Below are 16,902 nucleotides of genomic sequence, written 5' to 3'. Positions count from 1 at the left end.
CCCGAGACGGCCCTGACCGCCTGCGCCGGTTGGGAAGCTCCGGCGCGTCAGGCCCGTCTCTCGCACCGCGGAAGGGGGTCAAAATTGGACGCCGATCGGGGGTCAACTTTGGGCGCCGATTGACACTGCGCGACCACCGGCAGGAGCGACATGCGCGACTTGCGAGCTCGCAGCTTCCGCATTATTTCTCCTGCATGTTCAACCGGATCGAATTGCCCACGGACCTTGCCTCTATCCTGGCATTGGTGCTGGGCGCTGCGGTCATCATCCCCAGCATGGTTTCGCTCGGCCTCACCCTGTTTGCCCTTGCCGCTCGGCTGTTCTGAGCGCAACCAGATCCCTTATCTCACCATCACTCGCGCCGGCGCAGTGGCGCTCCGTGATCCGCCCCAGTGGAAGCAGGTTGCCGGGCGGAGGGCGGGATTGGGACGTCCTCGTTGAGGAGAATGCGTTCTGCGGCGCCGTCGAGGTCCTCGTACTGGCCAGTCCTGAGCGACCAGAAGAAAGCTCCGAGTGCCACAAGCCCGAGCGCAATCGAAATGGGAATGAGATAGCCAAGTGCGCTCACGTTTCCGGCCGCATCGTGGGCGACGAGGGCAGGGGTGTCATTGCGGCGAAGCCAAAAGGTGTCGTTCCGTTTGGACCGCAATGTCCCGGGCTTGAAGCCCCCACCAAGGTCCGGTGGCGGAGCCGAGCGCTTCCCTTTCCACTTTGGATCGGGTGGCGAAACGACTCTGTATCGACGAAATGGCGGGGGTCATTGAGCGGTTCAGACGGGCACAAGACGATCCGGGCATCGGAATCAATGCTGCTTTGCTGTGATCGGCTGCCGAAGATGGAGCCGCTATCTGGAAACGCGAGATCCCGAAGCTGCATCGGACCCTCGACCGGCGGCCGCACCGGCGGTGCATGGTGCGGATTGCCGACGAGGATCAGCTCCGCGCCATTGGCCGGATTGCGGAACTCCATGATTCGGCTCTGCCTAAACTCGCGCGGATCTCGTTTCAGTGAAGTCTGAGCTGTCGATGAACTCCGGTCTGCGGATCGCCTTGTACGCATGCCACGCCGTGTGGCCGAGCAGCGGAAAAATGATGATGAGGCCAACCAGCCCCGTCAAAAGGGAAGCCAGGAAAAGCCCGAGGGCAAGGCCGCCCCAGGCGATCATCACAGGCAGGTTATTCCATACGAGCGACATGCTGGTGCTCATCGCGGTCATGGCGTCTGTCCGCTCGTTCAGCAGCATGGGGATCGAAAACGCGCTGATCGCAAACGAGAAGGCAGCGAAGAGACCGCCGATAACCACCCCTGTGACCATCATCGACCAGCCGACAGTGGTTCCAAATAGCATCGGAGCAATGCTCTCGAGGCCGGGAAAGGGTCGATACCCGAAGAACAACGCATAGATGATCACCGCCGAGCGCATCCATAGGAGCATGAGCAGACACAGAAGCACGCCGACGAAGAAGATTTGCGCCCCGGAGTGGGCCCGCACGCCGAGCATGGTCTTCAGGCTTACCGGCCGGCCGACTTCGAGGGCGCGGCTCTTTTCGTAGAGCCCAATGGCGACCACTGGTCCGACAATCATGAACCCGGCGATCGCGGGGAACAGGATGTGATCCCAACCCACGGCGAACATTCCGACCACTACAAGGAGCGAAACGACGTAAACGGCCAACCCATAGGCGATGCTGACGCCGGCCTGAGTCTTCAAGTCGCGCCACCCGGCGCGCAGCCAATCCAACGCAGCAGAGGGCGGGAGGTGGCGCTGCTTTTCGGGATTTCGGGTTTCCTCGATCCCGGAGGTCTCCGTGAGGAGACCGTAATTGTCCTCGGCCTCGATCATCGCACTTCCCCAGACTCTCCGTGTTCGATCAGCAGGCGGATCTTGCCGCGCGGAACTGGCCTGGCCTTTCCCCCGCCTGCTTCAGGTGCGAAACGCAATCCGGCTGCGACTTGACCGCCACATATACGAGATGCGCGTTGGCGGCTGCGAAGGCGAGGACGCCGGCCGAAGCCGCGAGCGCCACCGCCCATCTCGCCTTCGTCCAGGTTCTCATGAGCAGATCCGTCCGTACAGCGTCAGGGCTTCCCGACGTTCAGCGAATGAACGTACAGCGCGAGGATCTTGATCTCCGCGGGAGTAAGCCGCTCATCCCAGGTCGGCATGTGGCCCTGGCGCCCGCCATGTACCGAGGTGATGATCGCGTCCATGCTGCCGCCGTAGATCCAGCGCGTATCTGTCAGATTTGGCGCTCCGACCTCCGTCATGCCCTTCGCATCGTCGCCGTGGCAGGCGGCGCAGCTGGCCACGAAGACTTCGCGACCAGCCGCGATCGTGTCCACGTTCTCCGATGTCAAAACGGATGGATTGCTCAGCGAATAAACATAAGCGGCGACATTGCGGACCTCCGACCGGCTTAGCATTTCGTCGCGCCCGAACGCGGGCATCTGAGCCACGCGCGTTTCCTGATGCGGAGAGTTGATGCCGACCCGCAGGGTTTCCGCGATGAACTCCGGGTCTCCGCCCCAGAGCCAGTCATCGTCGGTCAAGTCGGGATAGCCCGCCTGCCCGGTGCCGGCTGCACCGTGGCATGCGGCGCAATTGTCCCCGAAAAGCTGGGGGCCAGTCTGTCGAACGGCTGCCATGAGGTTTTCGTTCGCCTGAATCTCCTCGAATGAAGCAGTCTCGATCCCCTTCATCCAGGGTGCACGTTCGGCCGCAGCCTTGCGCAAGTCATCTTCCACGATCTCCCGCTGATCGACCCCAAGCAGGCCTTTCGTATAGGTCGTCACGAGCGGCCAGGTGGGCATCAGGAACCACCAGATCACGGCAAAGATGTGCGTCACGACCAGGAAGATCAGGATGCCCCGGGGCACCGGCGTATCGAGCTCCTTGATGCCGTTCCACTCGTGGCCCGTCGTCTGGTGCCCGCTGATCGGGTCCCGCTCGCCTAGGTCCATGGCCTGTCGTCCTTGTCGAGAATGTCCTTCTTCGCCCGATTGAAGCGCTCTCTGTTGGAAGGCCAGAACGTGTAGACCAGAACCCCGATCGCGAGGGCGATGAGATAGAAGAGCCCCCAACTCTTGGAAAATCCGACAACGGTATCGTGGTCGAATGGCATCGCCTCAGCCTCCGGAATCCCCTGCAGGATCGGGTTCGGACTGATCGTTCGGATCAGGGAATTCCTCCGGTGCCGCGGTTTGCTCGTAGGGGGCGGAGGTCATGCGCCCCAGCACCTGCAGATACGCGACAAGCGCGTCCATCTCGGTGAGTTGGGACTCCACGCCGTCGAAGGCACTCAGCTGGGTTGCATCCCCGTAGCGCTCCAGCACGCCAGCGGCATAGGCACTGTCTGGATCGGCCTGACCGATCGCGTCGAGCTGTGCATATGCCACCATTTCGTCGGTGTACGGCACGCCAACCCTTCGTTGTGCCTCCAGGTGTAGCGCGAGATCGTCGGTGCGGAGCCCATTGCGCGCGAGCCACCGATAGCTCGGCATGTTCGACTGTGGGACGACGCTTCGTGGGTCGGTGAGATGCGCCACGTGCCAGAGATCGGAGTATTTTCCGCCAATGCGGGCAAGATCCGGACCGGTCCGCTTCGAGCCCCACAGCATCGGGTGATCGTACCGGGATTCGACGGCGAGCGAATACGGGCCATAGCGCTCCACCTCATCGCGTAGCGTGCGGACCATCTGGGAATGGCAGGCGTAGCACCCCTCTCGCATGTAGATGTTGCGGCCGGCGAGCTCCAACGGCGTGTAGAGCCGCAAGTCCGGTGCGTCCTCCACCGTCTCGTCGATCGTGAAAAGCGGCGCGATCTCGACAATACCGCCGACGCTTGCCGCCGCGATGATCGCGATCACGAAGCCGATCGCAGTCCGCTCGATCTTCCGGTGAAAGAGCTCAGCCATCGGCTCACTCCGCCGGGCTGGCCGCGCCGACAGCCAATCCGGCTTCCGGCAGGTCCTGCCGCCGCTCGTCGACGGCCACCGGCGCGACCCTCACCGTCATCCACACATTGTAGCAGCCGACCAGAGCGCCCAGAAGGAACAGGAGGCCGCCGAAGGCGCGCCAGATATAGTAGGGGTACATGGCCACCAGCGAGTCGACGAATGAATAGGCGAGGGTGTTGCTCTCCGTATAGGTGCGCCACATGAGGCCCTGGACGATCCCAGAGTTCCACATGGCGAAGACGTAGACGAGCGTGCCTGCAAGCGCCAACCAGAAGTGCACCTCGACGAGGGTGGCCGAGTACATGGCCTGCCGTTTCCACAAGGAGGGGACGAGGCTGTAAATCGAACCGAAGGTGATCAGTGCGACCCACCCGAGTGCACCCGCATGGACATGGCCGACCGTCCAGTCCGTGTAGTGCGAGAGCGAGTTGACCGCCCGCACCGCCATGAAGGACCCTTCGAAGGTCGACAAGCCGTAGAACACCGCAGCCACGAACATGAACCGCAGGGTGGCATCATCGCGGACCTTGTGCCAGGCGCCATTCAGCGTCATCAGCGCGTTCCCGGCGGACGCCCACGACGGCACCAGCAGCATCACGGAGAACGTCATTCCGAGCGTCTGGACCCAGTGAGGGAGTGCGGTGTAGTGCAGGTGGTGCGAGCCGGCCCACATGTAGAAGAAGGTGATGCCCCAAAAGCTAAGGATAGAGAGGCGATAGGAGAAGATCGGCCGTTCCGCCCGTTTTGGAAGGTAATAGTACATCATCCCAAGGAACCCGGCCGTCAGAAAGAAGGCGACGGCGTTGTGGCCGTACCACCACTGCACCATCGCATCCTGAACCCCGGACCAGACCGGATAGCTCCAGGAGTGGCCTAATGAAACCGGTACCGCGATGTTGTTGACGATGTGAAGGATCGCCACGACCACGATGAACGCCATGTAGTACCAATTCGCAACGTAGATGTGCGGCTCTTTTCGTCGCGCTAGGGTTCTGAGGAAAAGAACGAAATACGTTATCCAGACGACGACCAGCCACAGATCGGCATACCATCCGGCCTCCGCATACTCCTTTGACTGGGTCACCCCCATCAAGTAGCCGCTGACGGCGAGCACGCAGAACAGGTTGTAACCGAGCAGCACGAACCATGGGCTGACCTGCCCCGCCAAGCGGGCGCGCGAGGTTCGCTGCACCACGTGAAACGAGGTGGCAATCAAGGCATTGCCGCCGAATCCGAATATGACGCCAGTCGTGTGCGCCGGCCGCAACCTGCCGAAACTCATCCAAGCTGTATCGAAATTGAGGGCCGGCCACGCCATTTCCGCGGCTACCCAGACGCCAACCGACATCCCGATGACCGCCCAGGCCAGCGCCAGCGCGATTCCGACCTTGATCGGATCGTCGTAGTACTCGAACGGGCGGTAGTTGACATCCGGCTCTGGGGCGTCGTGCCGGTACACCAGGAATGCAATCAGGGCCGCACTTGCAAGCAGTATGAACGCACCATGAATTCCGATGGTGTCCTCTCGACCAGCGATGGCCAGAACGAGTCCGCACAGCCCTAAGGCTGCCGAGATCAACATCCCGAGCTCCCGTTCGGCCTTGGTCAGTTGCGAAACCATCATGCGGTCTCCAATGAGCTCTGCTGCCGCTGTCGGGCGGAGCGGAGAGGCTGTGCTCGACCACCCTCCGCGTCAGCCTTATAGGGCCCCGAGTTCGGACCAGGCCAGCGCGCCCGGTCAGAATTGGCCGGGTCATGATGTCGCCTCAGCTCGCGGCGCGGACGGAGTTTGGCATGTCATCCAATGACGGCAACGGAGAGCCGGTCGGTTCTGCGAAACGTCGTTTGACGGCTACACGCGTGCGTCTGAAGCACCAGTTCTCATGCGCGGTGACGACGAAGCTCGCAGTGAGGCGTGGGCGGCGGCCCTTTCGAAGGCAGGCTGCTACGTCATCGAGCTCGTTGACCAGCTCGATGGCGTTGAGAAGTGCCACTTCGGGACCGCGCCGCTGCAGGCGCGGTCTGCCCAAGAGCCGTTCGACGATGAAAGTCGAGCCGTAGTCGCAGATCGGACCCGCCGCGCCCATATGGCTGCAGCATGTACGCCGATCCTGACCGGGAGCCGCGGGCGCAGCCCCGCCGCGCGCTCCTCCTCCTGAACCGCCGAGCCCGCCGTGGTGCGGCTTCGATCGATGGCGCTCGCCTCGTGCTCCGCCAGCACGGCTTCGAGCTGATCGAGCCGGAGGGCGACAGCGCCAGCATGGCCGACCAGGTCCAGATGGCGCCCGACATTGATCTGGTTGTCGTGGGCGGTGGCGACGGCACTCTGAACACGATCGCGCCGGCCTTGATAGAGCGGGGCCTACCGCTCGGGATCCTGCCGCTCGGAACCGCAAACGACCTCGCCCGCACGCTCGGCATTCCGTCGGATCCTTCCGCTGCCGCGAAGGTGATCGTCGCCGGCCGCACACGCCGTCTCGACCTCGGTGAAGTGAACGGTCATCCCTTCTTCAACGTGGCGAGCGTCGGCTTCAGCGCGGATCTCGCCCGCGGCCTGACCGCGGAGGCCAAGCGTCGCTGGGGTATCTTCGGCTATGGCGCGGCCGCGCTCCGGATCCTGTCGCAGAGCCGGCCGTTCACGCTGCACATCGACCATGACGGCAAGCTCGAGGAAGTCCGCACGATCCAGCTCTCGGTCGGCAACGGCCGCTTCTATGGCGGCGGAATGACGGTGGAGGCGAATGCGCGCCCCGACGACGGGAAGCTCGATGTCTACAGCCTCGAAGTGCCGCATTGGTGGCACCTGATCGCCCTTGCTCCGTCCCTCCGCCGGGGCACGCAGGGCCAGTGGAAGCATGTGCGTGCATTTGGGACAACCGCGCTCAAGCTGACGACCCGGCGCCCGCACGACATCAATGCCGACGGCGAGCTGGTCACGACCACCCCCGCGGAGTTCCGCATCCTGCCGCACGCGATCGAGATCTTCACGCCCGACTGATCCGTTTGCTCTTCTCGATCAATGGCTCGACCGGGACCCGCTCAAGGCCCCACCTGGTCCCGCTGTCCCGCTGTCCCATGCACAAGGGTGTGGGACAGTGGGACAGCATCGATCAGTTGGAAAAGCCGCAATTCCGCGGTCCCTCAAGATGACTGCGAGCGGGCTGCCAGGCCCCTGTGGGACAGCTGGGACATGCGGGTACGGCTCGGACGACCCGAACCTCCGCAGGCGAGGGGGCGGCAGCTGAGTGAAGATGTGCACGAGCAGCGCTCCGTACGCTTTCTTGCTGTTTTCCCCACCAATCGATCGCCGCCGCATTGCCGTCACAGAAGTAGACGAACAGACTGGACAGCTCAGGGCTCGACTCATCAGAAGAACCATGACCCTGAACGGGAGGCATGATCTGATGCTCGCTGTGCAACAGGCTGATGGCGGGTCGCGGTCCCGCGTCCTGCCACCGGAATTTGACGACGATCTGCTCACCGATCTGGTTCGTGTCGTCAGCGAAGACCCTGCTCGACCTGCCGGCCCGGCCGGAACCAGAGCCCCGCCGTCTTCCAGTCCAGTTATCCTGCAGACGGAGCTCGATGCCCGGCTCGCTCGGGAGGTGGAGAACGCTCTGCTACTGCCGGAGCAGCGGCGTCGTGCATGGGCAGTTCCAGGCGGAGCCCTCGCGGCACAGCTCCGCAAACTTGCGGGCGGCGTGTCAGCCGGCGTGAAGGACCGAATGGCTACCTCGTGGACGTCGGTCCGCACGCAACGGAGGTCTCGTCTGATGGCCGCTGGAGTGGCCTTCCTCGCCGCGGCCGCGGTCGGGTCCGTAGCGCTCATTTATTACGCAGACAGTGCGATCATCCGGTCAGTGCCGCATGCTCCCTCGGAGAGCAAGGCGGTGGCGAGCACGTCGCCATCATCGCCGGATCCGGGTCAGGATCGGCCTGGCACTGCGCCGCAGGTACAAACTCGCATGTCTGCGCCGGCTGGAGCGGTCGAGAAGTCCGTTGCCGCCGCACCAACTGCTCCGACCGGCTACGCGGAGGTAGTAGAACGGACCGTTCCGACCTTCGTCGTGAAGCCGGATGGCAGCATGCTCCCGACGCCCACTGGCCTGGTTCAGGAGGAGGTTGAGGCGCCGCATGAGCTCGCACTCGATGAAGCGTCCATGCCCGAGCCGAGGCCGGTGCGCACCGTGGCTGTTCATCTGCCCGAGGAACACGATCTAGCCGGCCTAGGCGAGCCACCCGCTCTGACGCCATCTCACGCGATCGAAACGGCGGCGTCGCCAGGCTCGGCAGAGAATTCAGGTGCAGCAGTAGACCCGGTCGCGCCGATCGTTACCGGCTCGCTCTCTGCGCCCCCTATCCCCCGGTCCGCCCCGGCGGAGATCCGGCCGAGTGTCCACGCCGAAGCCTCCTCGGGACCGCGGCTTCCCATGCCCAGACCCGCGCCAAAGGGTGATGCGGTGACAGCAATGCGCTGAGGCGGCGACGCCCTCGTTGAGCTTCGCGGAACGATGGCCCCGAAATGGTCGGCAGGACGTGGCGCTGGCGCACCGAGCACCCTGGATCATCCGAACAACGGGGCAATCCATCTAGGCGATCTCAAATCTTTCTTCTACCGTGGTAGAACATCGTAGATGTGCGCACGTTCGTACTGTTGTCATTTCAGAGCCGTTACTCTAGATTAGACACAGTACAAAATGAGTGATATAGGCGGAGTCAGCATAATGCAAGGCGACCAGGGCGGGGAATCAGAAACTGTAGACTTGCTGATCGGACGGCCCGGTGCCGCCCCACGCAGAGAATTCCTCGTCTGTAAAAAAATACGCTTAGGCTAGGAGATTGCCCATACCAGCCGGCGGCCGCCCTGCCTACCAGCCCTCGGAGAAGGACGGCCGCGTCGTCGATGTGCTGGCCGGCTGGTCCTTCCAGCAGAAAAAGATCGCGCAGGTTCTCGGCATCGATCCGGCGCAAGCACTTTCGGGTGGGTGGAGGCGACCCCGGAGCCGAAGCCACGCCCGCCCGGCAAGAAGGAGGCGGCGCGGCTCGACGCGGAGAACCCGGGGCGCGGCTCGGCTTGGGGAGACCTGCTGAAGCCTCCGCCGCCGCCACCGGGCGCCTATCGGGACCGGATGGGGCACTGACCCAGCTATCTGCTCACTGTCCGCCTCCGACGCTCTTGGCTGTTGCATGTTCGAGTGCGGGCGGCGAATGTGTTTGCCTGCGCCTTCTATATTTTGCAAGCGCACCGCGGATGAACGGGGGCGGCCTGGCGTGGCTTCCACCTGCTGCGAGCACGGACGATCTTCAGCCAACCAGGGATTTGCCATGTCCTTCGATCCCGCCCGCCACCCGAGCGCCGTCCGGCTCCGCGACCTGATCGAGGGCGGCATCCCGCTCGGCATCCACTGCATCCGCTGCGGAAAATTCAGCGCGATCGATGCGGGGGGCTTGGGGCTCGACCCGAACACCTTTGTCCTGGCCCTCGCCGGCCGGTTCAGGTGCTCGCGTTGCGGATCACGTAACAGCGAGGCGCGCGGATTATCAGCGGCCGCTCGCCGGGCCCGGGCCGCGAGCCTGGGCGGCACCGCCGGCAGAGTGCGGACGATTCGAGAGCCCACCCACGTTCAAGTGCAATGGCCAAAAAGAAAGGCGGCCGAAGCCGCCGTAGTTCAAGGAAGGAAACGCACCGTTTCCGGCGTCAGGCGCTGTTCTTTGTGAGGCGTAAGTGCGACGTCCTCCGCCGCTCCCTCGCGATCGGCGGCGGCGAACGGGGCAACCGTCCGGTCAGGTTCGGGGCCGTGATAGATCGCCTCGACGAGGCCTGCCCAGCCGCGGAATGCAATCTCTGCTCGCCGACGCAAACGGGGACCGACAGTGACAATCTGTGCGGCCGAGTTCGAAGTGGCCCCAGTTCGCCCGCACTGCGGAAGCATGACCGGTTTGCGCGTCTTGCATGGCCAAGCGTTTGTTGGTTTCTTGCACTGGTCCAGAGGCGGGGCGGAGCGGATGGCGGAGAGACTCGTCACAGACATTGGCGGCTTTGAGGCCGGCGAGATCCCCATGGAGGATCATCACCAGCTTTTCTGGGAAAAGCAGCTCATGGCCACCTATTTCGCACTCCAGGACAAAGGCGTCCTTGTGTCCGATGAATTCCGCCGGAAGGTCGAGGAAATGCCGGAGGCGGAATATAAAAGCTCTTCATTCTACGGGCGCCGAGCGCATTGCATAGCGCAACTCCTCGTTGAAAAGCACATCTTCTCTGCCAGCGAGCTTGAAGGGAGAAGGGCTACGATTCTGCGCCTCGGGACTCGCGATCATGTCGGCTGAAAACCGGTCATCGCTCCAGATCGGAGACAAAGTACTCATCCTCGATCTGGAAAAGCCGGGACACGTCCGTACACCCGTCTACGTGCGCTCCAAGGTCGGACAGATCGAACGCTTCTGTGGCACCTTCGAAAATCCGGAGGAACGGGCGTATGGCCGGCTAGGTGGCGAGCGGCTCCCGCTCTATCTCGTTCGATTTTCTCAGCGTGAATTGTGGCCGGATTACCAAGGGCCGACCGGTGATACTCTCGTACTGGGTATTTACGCCCATTGGCTGAAGCCCATTGAGATTGCAGCATGAGCCAGAGTTCTGATCCACATCTGCACGATTCACATGATCATTCTCACTCCGGGGCGCACCCGACGCGGGAGGATGATGATCTAATGCTCACAGAAGCAGAAGCGTTATTCCTCGCCATGAAGAGCCTTCTTATCGAAAAGGGGTTGCTCACTGCAGCTGAAATCCAAGCACGTCTCGAGTTTAACGAGAAAGGCTCTTACCACAACGCGGCTCGCATGATTGCGAAGGCGTGGATCGATAAGGATTACCGGGCGCGCATGCTTGCCGACGCACGCACGGCCGCTATCGAGCTTGGCATTGAGGTCACCGAGGCCAATCTGGTTGCAGTCGAGAATCGGCCGGACCGCCATAACCTCATTGTCTGCACATTGTGCTCCTGTTACCCTCGTTCATTGCTCGGCGAACCGCCGGCATGGTATGTAAGCAAAGCTTACCGCTCACGAGCGGTTCGTGAGCCCCGCAAGGTGCTACGGGAATTTGGTCTGGAGTTTCCTGACTTCGTGGAGCTGATAGTCCACGACAGCAATGCTGATCTCAGATACGTCGTCCTGCCGATGCGCCCGCCTGGCACCGAGGGCCTGAGCGAGGCGGAGCTGGCGAGCCTCGTCACGCGCGATTGTGTTGTCGGCGCCGCGCTACCGCTTGATCGACCGCCTGATGTTGTCGGGCATACCCGCTGATCAGCCTAAGTGTACAATCAATCATGATAATCGGAGGAAGCTGTGGGAATTCTTGCCAGGTTTTGCGTGTGCGCCGCTACGGTGTGGGGAATGATTGGAGTCGCGTCAGCGCAAGGTGCCGACGCGGCAGCCGACTACCCGAGCCAGCCAATCACGCTGGTAGTAGCGTTCTCTCCCGGCGGTCCTAGCGATAGAGTAGCGCGGGTGATCGCCAACGATTTGGGCGAAGCGTTGGGTGACCAGCCAGTCGTGGTTGAAAACAGGCCAGGGGCGAATGGCTATGTTGCCTGGCGCTCGATCGCTCAAGCCGCGCCTGATGGATACACCCTGCTCCTGGCAGAGAACGCGGTGGCAATCAACAGAGCCTTGCGGCCTGACGAGCCACTGGATCCAGCGCAGGCCTTCCACGCTATCGGTAGGATTGGCGTGGCACCTATTGCGCTGGTGGTAAATAAAGACATTCCGGTGAAGTCCCTTCAGGAGCTTGCGGCTTATTCCAAGGAAAACGATATCAGCTACAGCAGCTCTGGTGTGGGCAGCGTCACGCATATGACCACCGAGGCGCTGCTTGACGCTGCCGATATTCGTGCAGTGCACGTACCTTATCGGGGTGGGGGCGAAGCCACCTCCGCAGTAATTGGCGGCCATGTGCAAATGATGCATTCGGCACTCGGCAATTTCGTCGATCTTGCCAAGGAGGGCACCGTAAAGATTTTGTCCGTCAGCACGGATCAGCGTCTCCCAGCCCTGCCAGACGTGCCAACGCTTTCAGAACTCGGAGTTGATACGGGAATGGACCTGCGATTTTGGTGGGGTATGTTCGCGCCCGCCGGCACGCCCGAGCCGGTCAAGCAGAAGCTGGAGGCTGCGGTACAGAAAATATTGCAGGACCCCCAGGTGATTGCGCGTCTCGATCAGATCCAGGTGACTGCTGCTCCCGCGCCAGGTTCGGAGTTTTCCGGAGTTCTTGATGCGGAGATCACGAATTGGTCGGAGTTCGTTAAAGAGAAGGGGATTAGCGCCGAGTGACGGTCGGTTTTGGCTGATCCAAAATTCCTGCGCCTCACGCGGCGTATGGCATGGAAAGGCTATTGCCCGCGCGTGCTGCTAAGCAGCCTGGTCCCCCGTCGCCGGCTCGTTGCCAGGATTGGAAATGGCCGACGTAGCCAACCGACGCGGATCAGCACGCTCATACTGTGGCGGGTAATGAGCCACCGCCCCGAGTTCATGGGCAGCTAGCCATGGCCAACGCGGATTGAACAACATGGTTCGTGCGAGGGCAATCAAGTCGGCCTGACCCGTCCGAAGGATGGATTCGGCCTGCTGGGGGCTCGTAATCTGACCGACAGCTACGACCGGCATCTTTACGGCTGCCTTGACGGCCGCTGCGAAACCGACCTGATAACCCGGGCCGGTTTCGATCTTCTGCTGTGGCGCGAGGCCGCCACTCGACACGTGAATGTAGTCGCAGCCAAGGTCTTCCATTCGCTGCGCCAATGCGACTGTATCCTCCGTCGTCCATCCGCCCTGGATCCAATCCGTCGCTGATACTCGAATTCCGATCGGCTTGTCTGCTGGCCAGATTGCACGCACCGCTTCGAAGACCTCTGTCGCGAATCTCATGCGATTCTCGCGAGTACCTCCGTAATGGTCGCCCCTTCGATTGGTGATCGGAGACAGGAACTGGTGAATGAGATAGCCGTGAGCGCCGTGGATTTCGATGAGATCGGCGCCGACAGCCACGGCTCGTCTGGTTGCGGACGCGAACATGCCGACAGCTTCGGCGATGTCTCGCATCGTCATTTCACGCGGCGTCGGCCAGCCCACCTTGATCGGAATCGGGGACGGCGCAACAGCTGGGTATCCGCCTTCTTCGGCTAGCAGTGGCCCACCGCCGACCCAATGCGGCTTACTGGATGCCTTCCGCCCACCGTGACAGAGCTGCACGCCGAAACTTGCTATACCATGGCTGTGTATGAAGTTCGCGATGCGGCCGAGAGCCGCCGCCTGCTCCTCGGTATAAAGCGCGAGTGATCTCGGGTTGTTTCTTGCATTCGGCTCCACGTAGGTGGACTCCGTCATAATGAGCGCAGCCCCGGAAACAGCGAACTGGCCAAGATGCATGAGATGCCAATCGCCGGCGACCCCTTCGTCCGCTGAAAATTGCGTCATCGGCGCGACGACGATCCTATTCTGTAAAGCTATCCCACGCAGAGCCAGCGGCTCGAAGAGTTTTACCGCCATGATTTCTCCAAAACGGCTGCCGGTAGCCAGCACATGTCAAAGGCGCTGCAGCGGAGGGACGGCCCTCCAGACCAGCCAATAACAGATTACAGGTCGGGTTGGCTGATGCTCTTCCGGTCTCAGCGCATTTTGGTGCTCCCAACATAGCGTTCGTGGCCATAGTTCTGACATTCCCGCCTCTTACGAGCCTTGACCTGCACGGATGTCTGCGCAGGCCGCGAGCGACGCCTCGTCCTGCCTCGCACCGCGCGCAACGACCTCGAGCATGCCTCCGTCAAGCGGCCGCTGCAACGCGCACGCCTCCGGCCACGGCGCTTGTATCCAGACGTCCATCTCCTCCGCCGTCGTGAGGATCACCGGCATCGCCTTCGGGTGAACCGGGGCGACGTCCGCGTTCGCTTCCGTCGTAAGGAAGCCGAACAGGAGGTGCTCGCCCTCGATCGGATTGGCCTTCGTGCCCCGCGTCCCGGTCCAGTTGCACCAGACACCGGCAAAGGCAAAGAGCGGGCGGTCGGGCGAGAGCGCAAACCAGGTCGGGATCTTGCGCGGCTTCGCATCCTGGTACTCGCAGAACGAAGTGGCGGGCACGAGACAGCGATGCTCCGGCTTTAGCCAAGGCCTCCAGTGCGAGGACTTCGTGTTGCGGACGTTGGTCACCGGCGTTCCGCCATATTGCGGCGGACACGGCATGCCCCAGCGCATTATCAGGAGTTCGCGCTCGCCATCGCCGCCGGGGCGGACGATCGGCGCCAGGGAGTCCGGGAAGATGCCAGGCAGCGGCGGCAGGTTTCCCGTGCAGTCCCGCATGGCCCGCGTGAACTCCCGGATCGCCGCCTGGCCCTTGGTGATGCTGTCGAGGTTGCACATGGGCGGGCAGGCTACATCACACGGGCAGACGGGTCAGCCCTACCGGATCGACGCTTCGCCTCCGGGCGTGAACGCCGCCGTTTGGAAGAGCCAGGCAGAGACGAGCCAGAGAATGACGAACACCCCGGTCAGGGCAAGGATCTCGAATGCTTCGCCATCTGGGAGTGACACCCCGGCCGCTCCAGCGACCAGGGGGACCAGAGCCTGAGCCAGCGCCGTTGCTATCAGGGTCACAGCCATGCCTCTCGGCCGAAATCGCGCAATCGTGGCGCCGACGGCGCCGACGGTCAGCACAATCCAATAGAGCGCATTAGCGGGAAGCTCTTCGCTGCCGATGATGCCGACGGCTCCATTCATCCAGGTGAGGATGAGGGCTGTCGCGAGCGCGAGAGCGGTCGCGGCTCTAAACGCCCGATTGCGGGTCCGCCGCAGAGTCAGTTCGTAGGCGGGGACGGAGCCGAAGAGGACCGCGCCGGCGAGAGCGAAGTCTGCTACCGACCAATCGAAGTCGGTGGTGAACTGCATTGCCTGCCATCAGGGGCAGGAGCAGGAGGACACTGGCGGCACCCCAGATCGCCGCCCTCACGCGAACCTTTCACCCTGAGCCGCTTCATGGAAGCGGGCGGCGATCTCCTGAACGGCCTTCCTGGCCGATTCCGGCGTCAACTGCTCCTGGCCGTTCCCCTCTGCCAGGATCTCGATCAGAATGGCCGGCTCGGCCGGCCCGGCCTGGTACTCGAAACGTAACCGATCCGGGTTCCGCAGCCTCCGAACGTAAATCGGTTCGTCCGTCATGCCCCTCTCTCCACAGAGTAGGAACAGCTTAGCCGCAGTCCGGGGCGAAGTAGAAGAGGCTACAGCAATCGGATCGGCACCGAACGAACATCACACCTGCCGAGCATGGCTACTGCCGAGCGTACGTGCCGCCGTACGAGAATGGCGGGCGATATCAGAGGCGACGAAGCGCGGAGTTAGCGTCCACGGAGGTGGTGGAGTTTTGGGTGTAGGCCGGGGTGGCCTCGGGGTGTGCGGCTAAGGTGGAGTTTGCCGACTTCAGCCTGAGCCACGAGGACCCGATGACCGACGACAGGATGGCGCTGATGGAGGCGCTGCAGAAGGCCGATGACGGAAATTTCCTGCGCAGCACCCCGCTCCGCGTAGGCTTGACACCCGCCTGCCGTCCACGGCGCTCCGACAGCCCAGCTGGCAGAACTGGACGAGATGGGCACAGGCAAGACCATAAGAATCCCTCGCGCCGCGCGACCAAGCCAAAGATCGCCGGTGGCACGCGACGGCGCGCGACAATTTGTCGTGCAAACGCGATCCCTTGTAACCATATGGGATTCATGTCCCGTCCCCATCACAGGTCGCTGGCCGAGATCTTCATCGGTCCCCCGGCGTTCGGCGCGCCCGGTCAAGCGGTCGGGCTGTCCGGCAGACCGCAATAACCGTGCGAACCCATACACGCGACGTGACGTTTCATCGGCCGTTCTCCATCAAGGGTCTAGACGGTGTGCTCCCGCCGGGCACGTATACGGTGGAGACGGAGGAGGAGCTGCTCGATCAGCTTTCGTTCACTGCATATCGTCGCGTGGCCGCGTCGATCCGTGTGCCAACCGGCGGCAATTCCTATCAAGTTTTTCGCGTAGACCCGACAGACCTCGCTGTTGCCGAGGAGCAAGACCGGGCCGAGCGCATACGGTGACCGGTTAGGGCAGGGATCACCTCGGTTCTCTGCATGGTCGTTCCGAGTACCCGAGACGGGGTCGCGCAGTCTTGGACTCTAGACTCGCGCGTTCCGATAGCGGGAGGTGCCTGGACGAATCGCAGCCATTTTCACGCACCGGGCGGAGTTGCCCGAGGATCGGACCAGACATGCAGTGCCACGCCGCTCTTCTCACCTTCACTCTGCTGACAGCAGTCGGGGCTGCTCCGGCTATGGCGGAGTGCAACATCTCGGATGCCAAGCTTGAAGAGGCCATTCTGCATAAGCCGGAGCTTCGTGATCCCGCCAACCGGCAAATGGTGCGCGATCTTCGGAGCCTGCGGGACTCCGCTCTCATCCTGTGGTCCTACGGGCGCCATGCCGACTGCGACCGGCTCATTGCCAGCATCAGGGAACTCGTCACATCCCCCTCGATCGGCGGGTTGGGGGACAACGACGAGGACGAAGCCGATCAACAGTTCGCCGCGCGCGAGCCGATGGTCCAACGCGGCGGCGCAGCACTGGGTCGCCGGGACGACAAGGGTGCCAAGCCCCTCGTCAACATCAACGAGATGGTCCCGGGTTTGCGAGCGGACGAGATCATCGGCGCCGAGGTGAGAAGCTCTGACGACAGGATCATCGGCGAGGTCAGGAACATCGTGTTCGGGACGAAGGACCGCCGGGATTACGCGATTGTGGCTTCGGGTGGGTTCTTCATTCCGGGAAAGGACAGCATTGTCGTGCCGATCCCTGTCCTCCGGGTTTCGGAGGAGCGGGAAAGCTTCTACCTGCCGCTGACCGAGGCGCAGGTGAAAGCCGTCCCT

The 16,902-nt window shown here is 62.6% G+C and carries 20 protein-coding genes; 8 read left to right on the top strand and 12 right to left on the bottom strand.

Features of this window, described 5'->3' with window-relative positions; all coding sequences use genetic code 11:
- A partial coding sequence (locus ACUN0C_RS19455) for a hypothetical protein (protein ID WP_445468071.1) occupies positions 1-326 on the top strand: 326 nt, incomplete at its 5' end.
- A gap of 26 nt (positions 327-352) precedes the next feature.
- Here ACUN0C_RS19455 and ccoS read toward each other — a convergent pair.
- The 8 genes from ccoS to ccoN are packed head-to-tail and all read right to left on the bottom strand — an operon-like array spanning position 353 to position 5,578.
- Positions 353-568: a cbb3-type cytochrome oxidase assembly protein CcoS gene (gene ccoS, locus ACUN0C_RS19450; RefSeq protein ID WP_445468070.1), complete on the bottom strand. Its 216-nt coding sequence runs from the start codon at positions 566-568 to the stop codon at positions 353-355.
- Positions 565-969 carry a hypothetical protein gene (locus ACUN0C_RS19445; protein ID WP_445468069.1) on the bottom strand — a complete coding sequence of 135 codons (405 nt, stop codon included), beginning with the start codon at positions 967-969 and terminating at the stop codon, positions 565-567. The genes ccoS and ACUN0C_RS19445 overlap by 4 nt, the downstream gene beginning before the upstream one ends.
- A gap of 13 nt (positions 970-982) precedes the next feature.
- Complete coding sequence (locus ACUN0C_RS19440; protein ID WP_445468068.1) at positions 983-1,843, bottom strand: DUF2189 domain-containing protein; 861 nt, start codon at positions 1,841-1,843, stop codon at positions 983-985.
- 28 nt (positions 1,844-1,871) lie between these two features.
- Entirely contained in the window at positions 1,872-2,057 is a 186-nt protein-coding gene (locus ACUN0C_RS19435; protein ID WP_445468067.1) for a hypothetical protein, read from the bottom strand.
- A 22-nt stretch (positions 2,058-2,079) separates the two neighbouring features.
- Complete coding sequence (gene ccoP / locus ACUN0C_RS19430) at positions 2,080-2,961, bottom strand: cytochrome-c oxidase, cbb3-type subunit III (protein ID WP_445468066.1); 882 nt, start codon at positions 2,959-2,961, stop codon at positions 2,080-2,082.
- On the bottom strand, positions 2,952-3,122 hold the full coding sequence (locus ACUN0C_RS19425; protein ID WP_445468065.1) for a cbb3-type cytochrome c oxidase subunit 3: 171 nt from the start codon (positions 3,120-3,122) through the stop codon (positions 2,952-2,954). Before ACUN0C_RS19425 ends, ccoP begins: the two co-directional genes overlap by 10 nt.
- A 4-nt stretch (positions 3,123-3,126) precedes the next feature.
- The gene (gene ccoO, locus ACUN0C_RS19420) at positions 3,127-3,915 is read right to left on the bottom strand and encodes a cytochrome-c oxidase, cbb3-type subunit II (RefSeq protein WP_445468064.1); all 789 of its coding nucleotides are present in this window, start codon (positions 3,913-3,915) and stop codon (positions 3,127-3,129) included.
- A gap of 4 nt (positions 3,916-3,919) precedes the next feature.
- On the bottom strand, positions 3,920-5,578 hold the full coding sequence (gene ccoN, locus ACUN0C_RS19415; RefSeq protein WP_445468072.1) for a cytochrome-c oxidase, cbb3-type subunit I: 1,659 nt from the start codon (positions 5,576-5,578) through the stop codon (positions 3,920-3,922).
- 477 nt (positions 5,579-6,055) lie between these two features.
- Here ccoN and ACUN0C_RS19410 point away from each other — a divergent pair, with 477 nt between their 5' ends.
- The 5 genes from ACUN0C_RS19410 to ACUN0C_RS19390 all read left to right on the top strand — a co-directional run bounded on the left by ACUN0C_RS19410 (position 6,056) and on the right by ACUN0C_RS19390 (position 12,291).
- The gene (locus tag ACUN0C_RS19410; protein WP_445468063.1) at positions 6,056-6,955 is read left to right on the top strand and encodes a lipid kinase; all 900 of its coding nucleotides are present in this window, start codon (positions 6,056-6,058) and stop codon (positions 6,953-6,955) included.
- A gap of 2,933 nt (positions 6,956-9,888) precedes the next feature.
- Positions 9,889-10,284 carry a hypothetical protein gene (locus tag ACUN0C_RS19405; RefSeq protein WP_445468062.1) on the top strand — a complete coding sequence of 132 codons (396 nt, stop codon included), beginning with the start codon at positions 9,889-9,891 and terminating at the stop codon, positions 10,282-10,284.
- Positions 10,274-10,582 carry an SH3-like domain-containing protein gene (locus tag ACUN0C_RS19400; protein ID WP_445468061.1) on the top strand — a complete coding sequence of 103 codons (309 nt, stop codon included), beginning with the start codon at positions 10,274-10,276 and terminating at the stop codon, positions 10,580-10,582. The genes ACUN0C_RS19405 and ACUN0C_RS19400 overlap by 11 nt, the downstream gene beginning before the upstream one ends.
- Positions 10,579-11,262, top strand: a complete 684-nt coding sequence (locus ACUN0C_RS19395) for a nitrile hydratase subunit alpha (RefSeq protein ID WP_445468060.1) — start codon at positions 10,579-10,581, stop codon at positions 11,260-11,262. The genes ACUN0C_RS19400 and ACUN0C_RS19395 overlap by 4 nt, the downstream gene beginning before the upstream one ends.
- Positions 11,263-11,466: 204 nt before the next feature.
- On the top strand, positions 11,467-12,291 hold the full coding sequence (locus ACUN0C_RS19390; protein WP_445468059.1) for a Bug family tripartite tricarboxylate transporter substrate binding protein: 825 nt from the start codon (positions 11,467-11,469) through the stop codon (positions 12,289-12,291).
- Between the two features lie 78 nt (positions 12,292-12,369).
- On the opposite strand, the gene ACUN0C_RS19385 is transcribed toward ACUN0C_RS19390, so the two are convergent.
- From ACUN0C_RS19385 to ACUN0C_RS19370, 4 genes are all read right to left on the bottom strand, one after another.
- A complete protein-coding gene (locus ACUN0C_RS19385; protein WP_445468058.1) occupies positions 12,370-13,506 on the bottom strand; it encodes an NADH:flavin oxidoreductase/NADH oxidase in 1,137 nt (378 codons plus the stop codon).
- Positions 13,507-13,686: 180 nt separating this feature from the next.
- Positions 13,687-14,373 carry an SOS response-associated peptidase gene (locus tag ACUN0C_RS19380; RefSeq protein ID WP_445468057.1) on the bottom strand — a complete coding sequence of 229 codons (687 nt, stop codon included), beginning with the start codon at positions 14,371-14,373 and terminating at the stop codon, positions 13,687-13,689.
- A 39-nt stretch (positions 14,374-14,412) separates the two neighbouring features.
- Complete coding sequence (locus ACUN0C_RS19375) at positions 14,413-14,898, bottom strand: hypothetical protein (protein WP_445468056.1); 486 nt, start codon at positions 14,896-14,898, stop codon at positions 14,413-14,415.
- Positions 14,899-14,955: 57 nt separating this feature from the next.
- Positions 14,956-15,168, bottom strand: a complete 213-nt coding sequence (locus tag ACUN0C_RS19370) for a hypothetical protein (RefSeq protein ID WP_445468055.1) — start codon at positions 15,166-15,168, stop codon at positions 14,956-14,958.
- A gap of 676 nt (positions 15,169-15,844) precedes the next feature.
- On the opposite strand from ACUN0C_RS19370, the gene ACUN0C_RS19365 reads away from it, so the two are divergent.
- The gene (locus ACUN0C_RS19365; protein ID WP_445468054.1) at positions 15,845-16,078 is read left to right on the top strand and encodes a hypothetical protein; all 234 of its coding nucleotides are present in this window, start codon (positions 15,845-15,847) and stop codon (positions 16,076-16,078) included.
- A gap of 233 nt (positions 16,079-16,311) precedes the next feature.
- Positions 16,312-16,902, top strand: a 591-nt coding sequence (locus ACUN0C_RS19360; protein ID WP_445468053.1) for a PRC-barrel domain-containing protein, incomplete at its 3' end; no start/stop codon positions are given.

It is taken from the genome of Faunimonas sp. B44, from assembly GCF_052655945.1.
The sequence above is the reverse complement of the archived record's forward strand: the minus strand, read 5'-3'. Positions and strand labels throughout refer to the sequence as shown.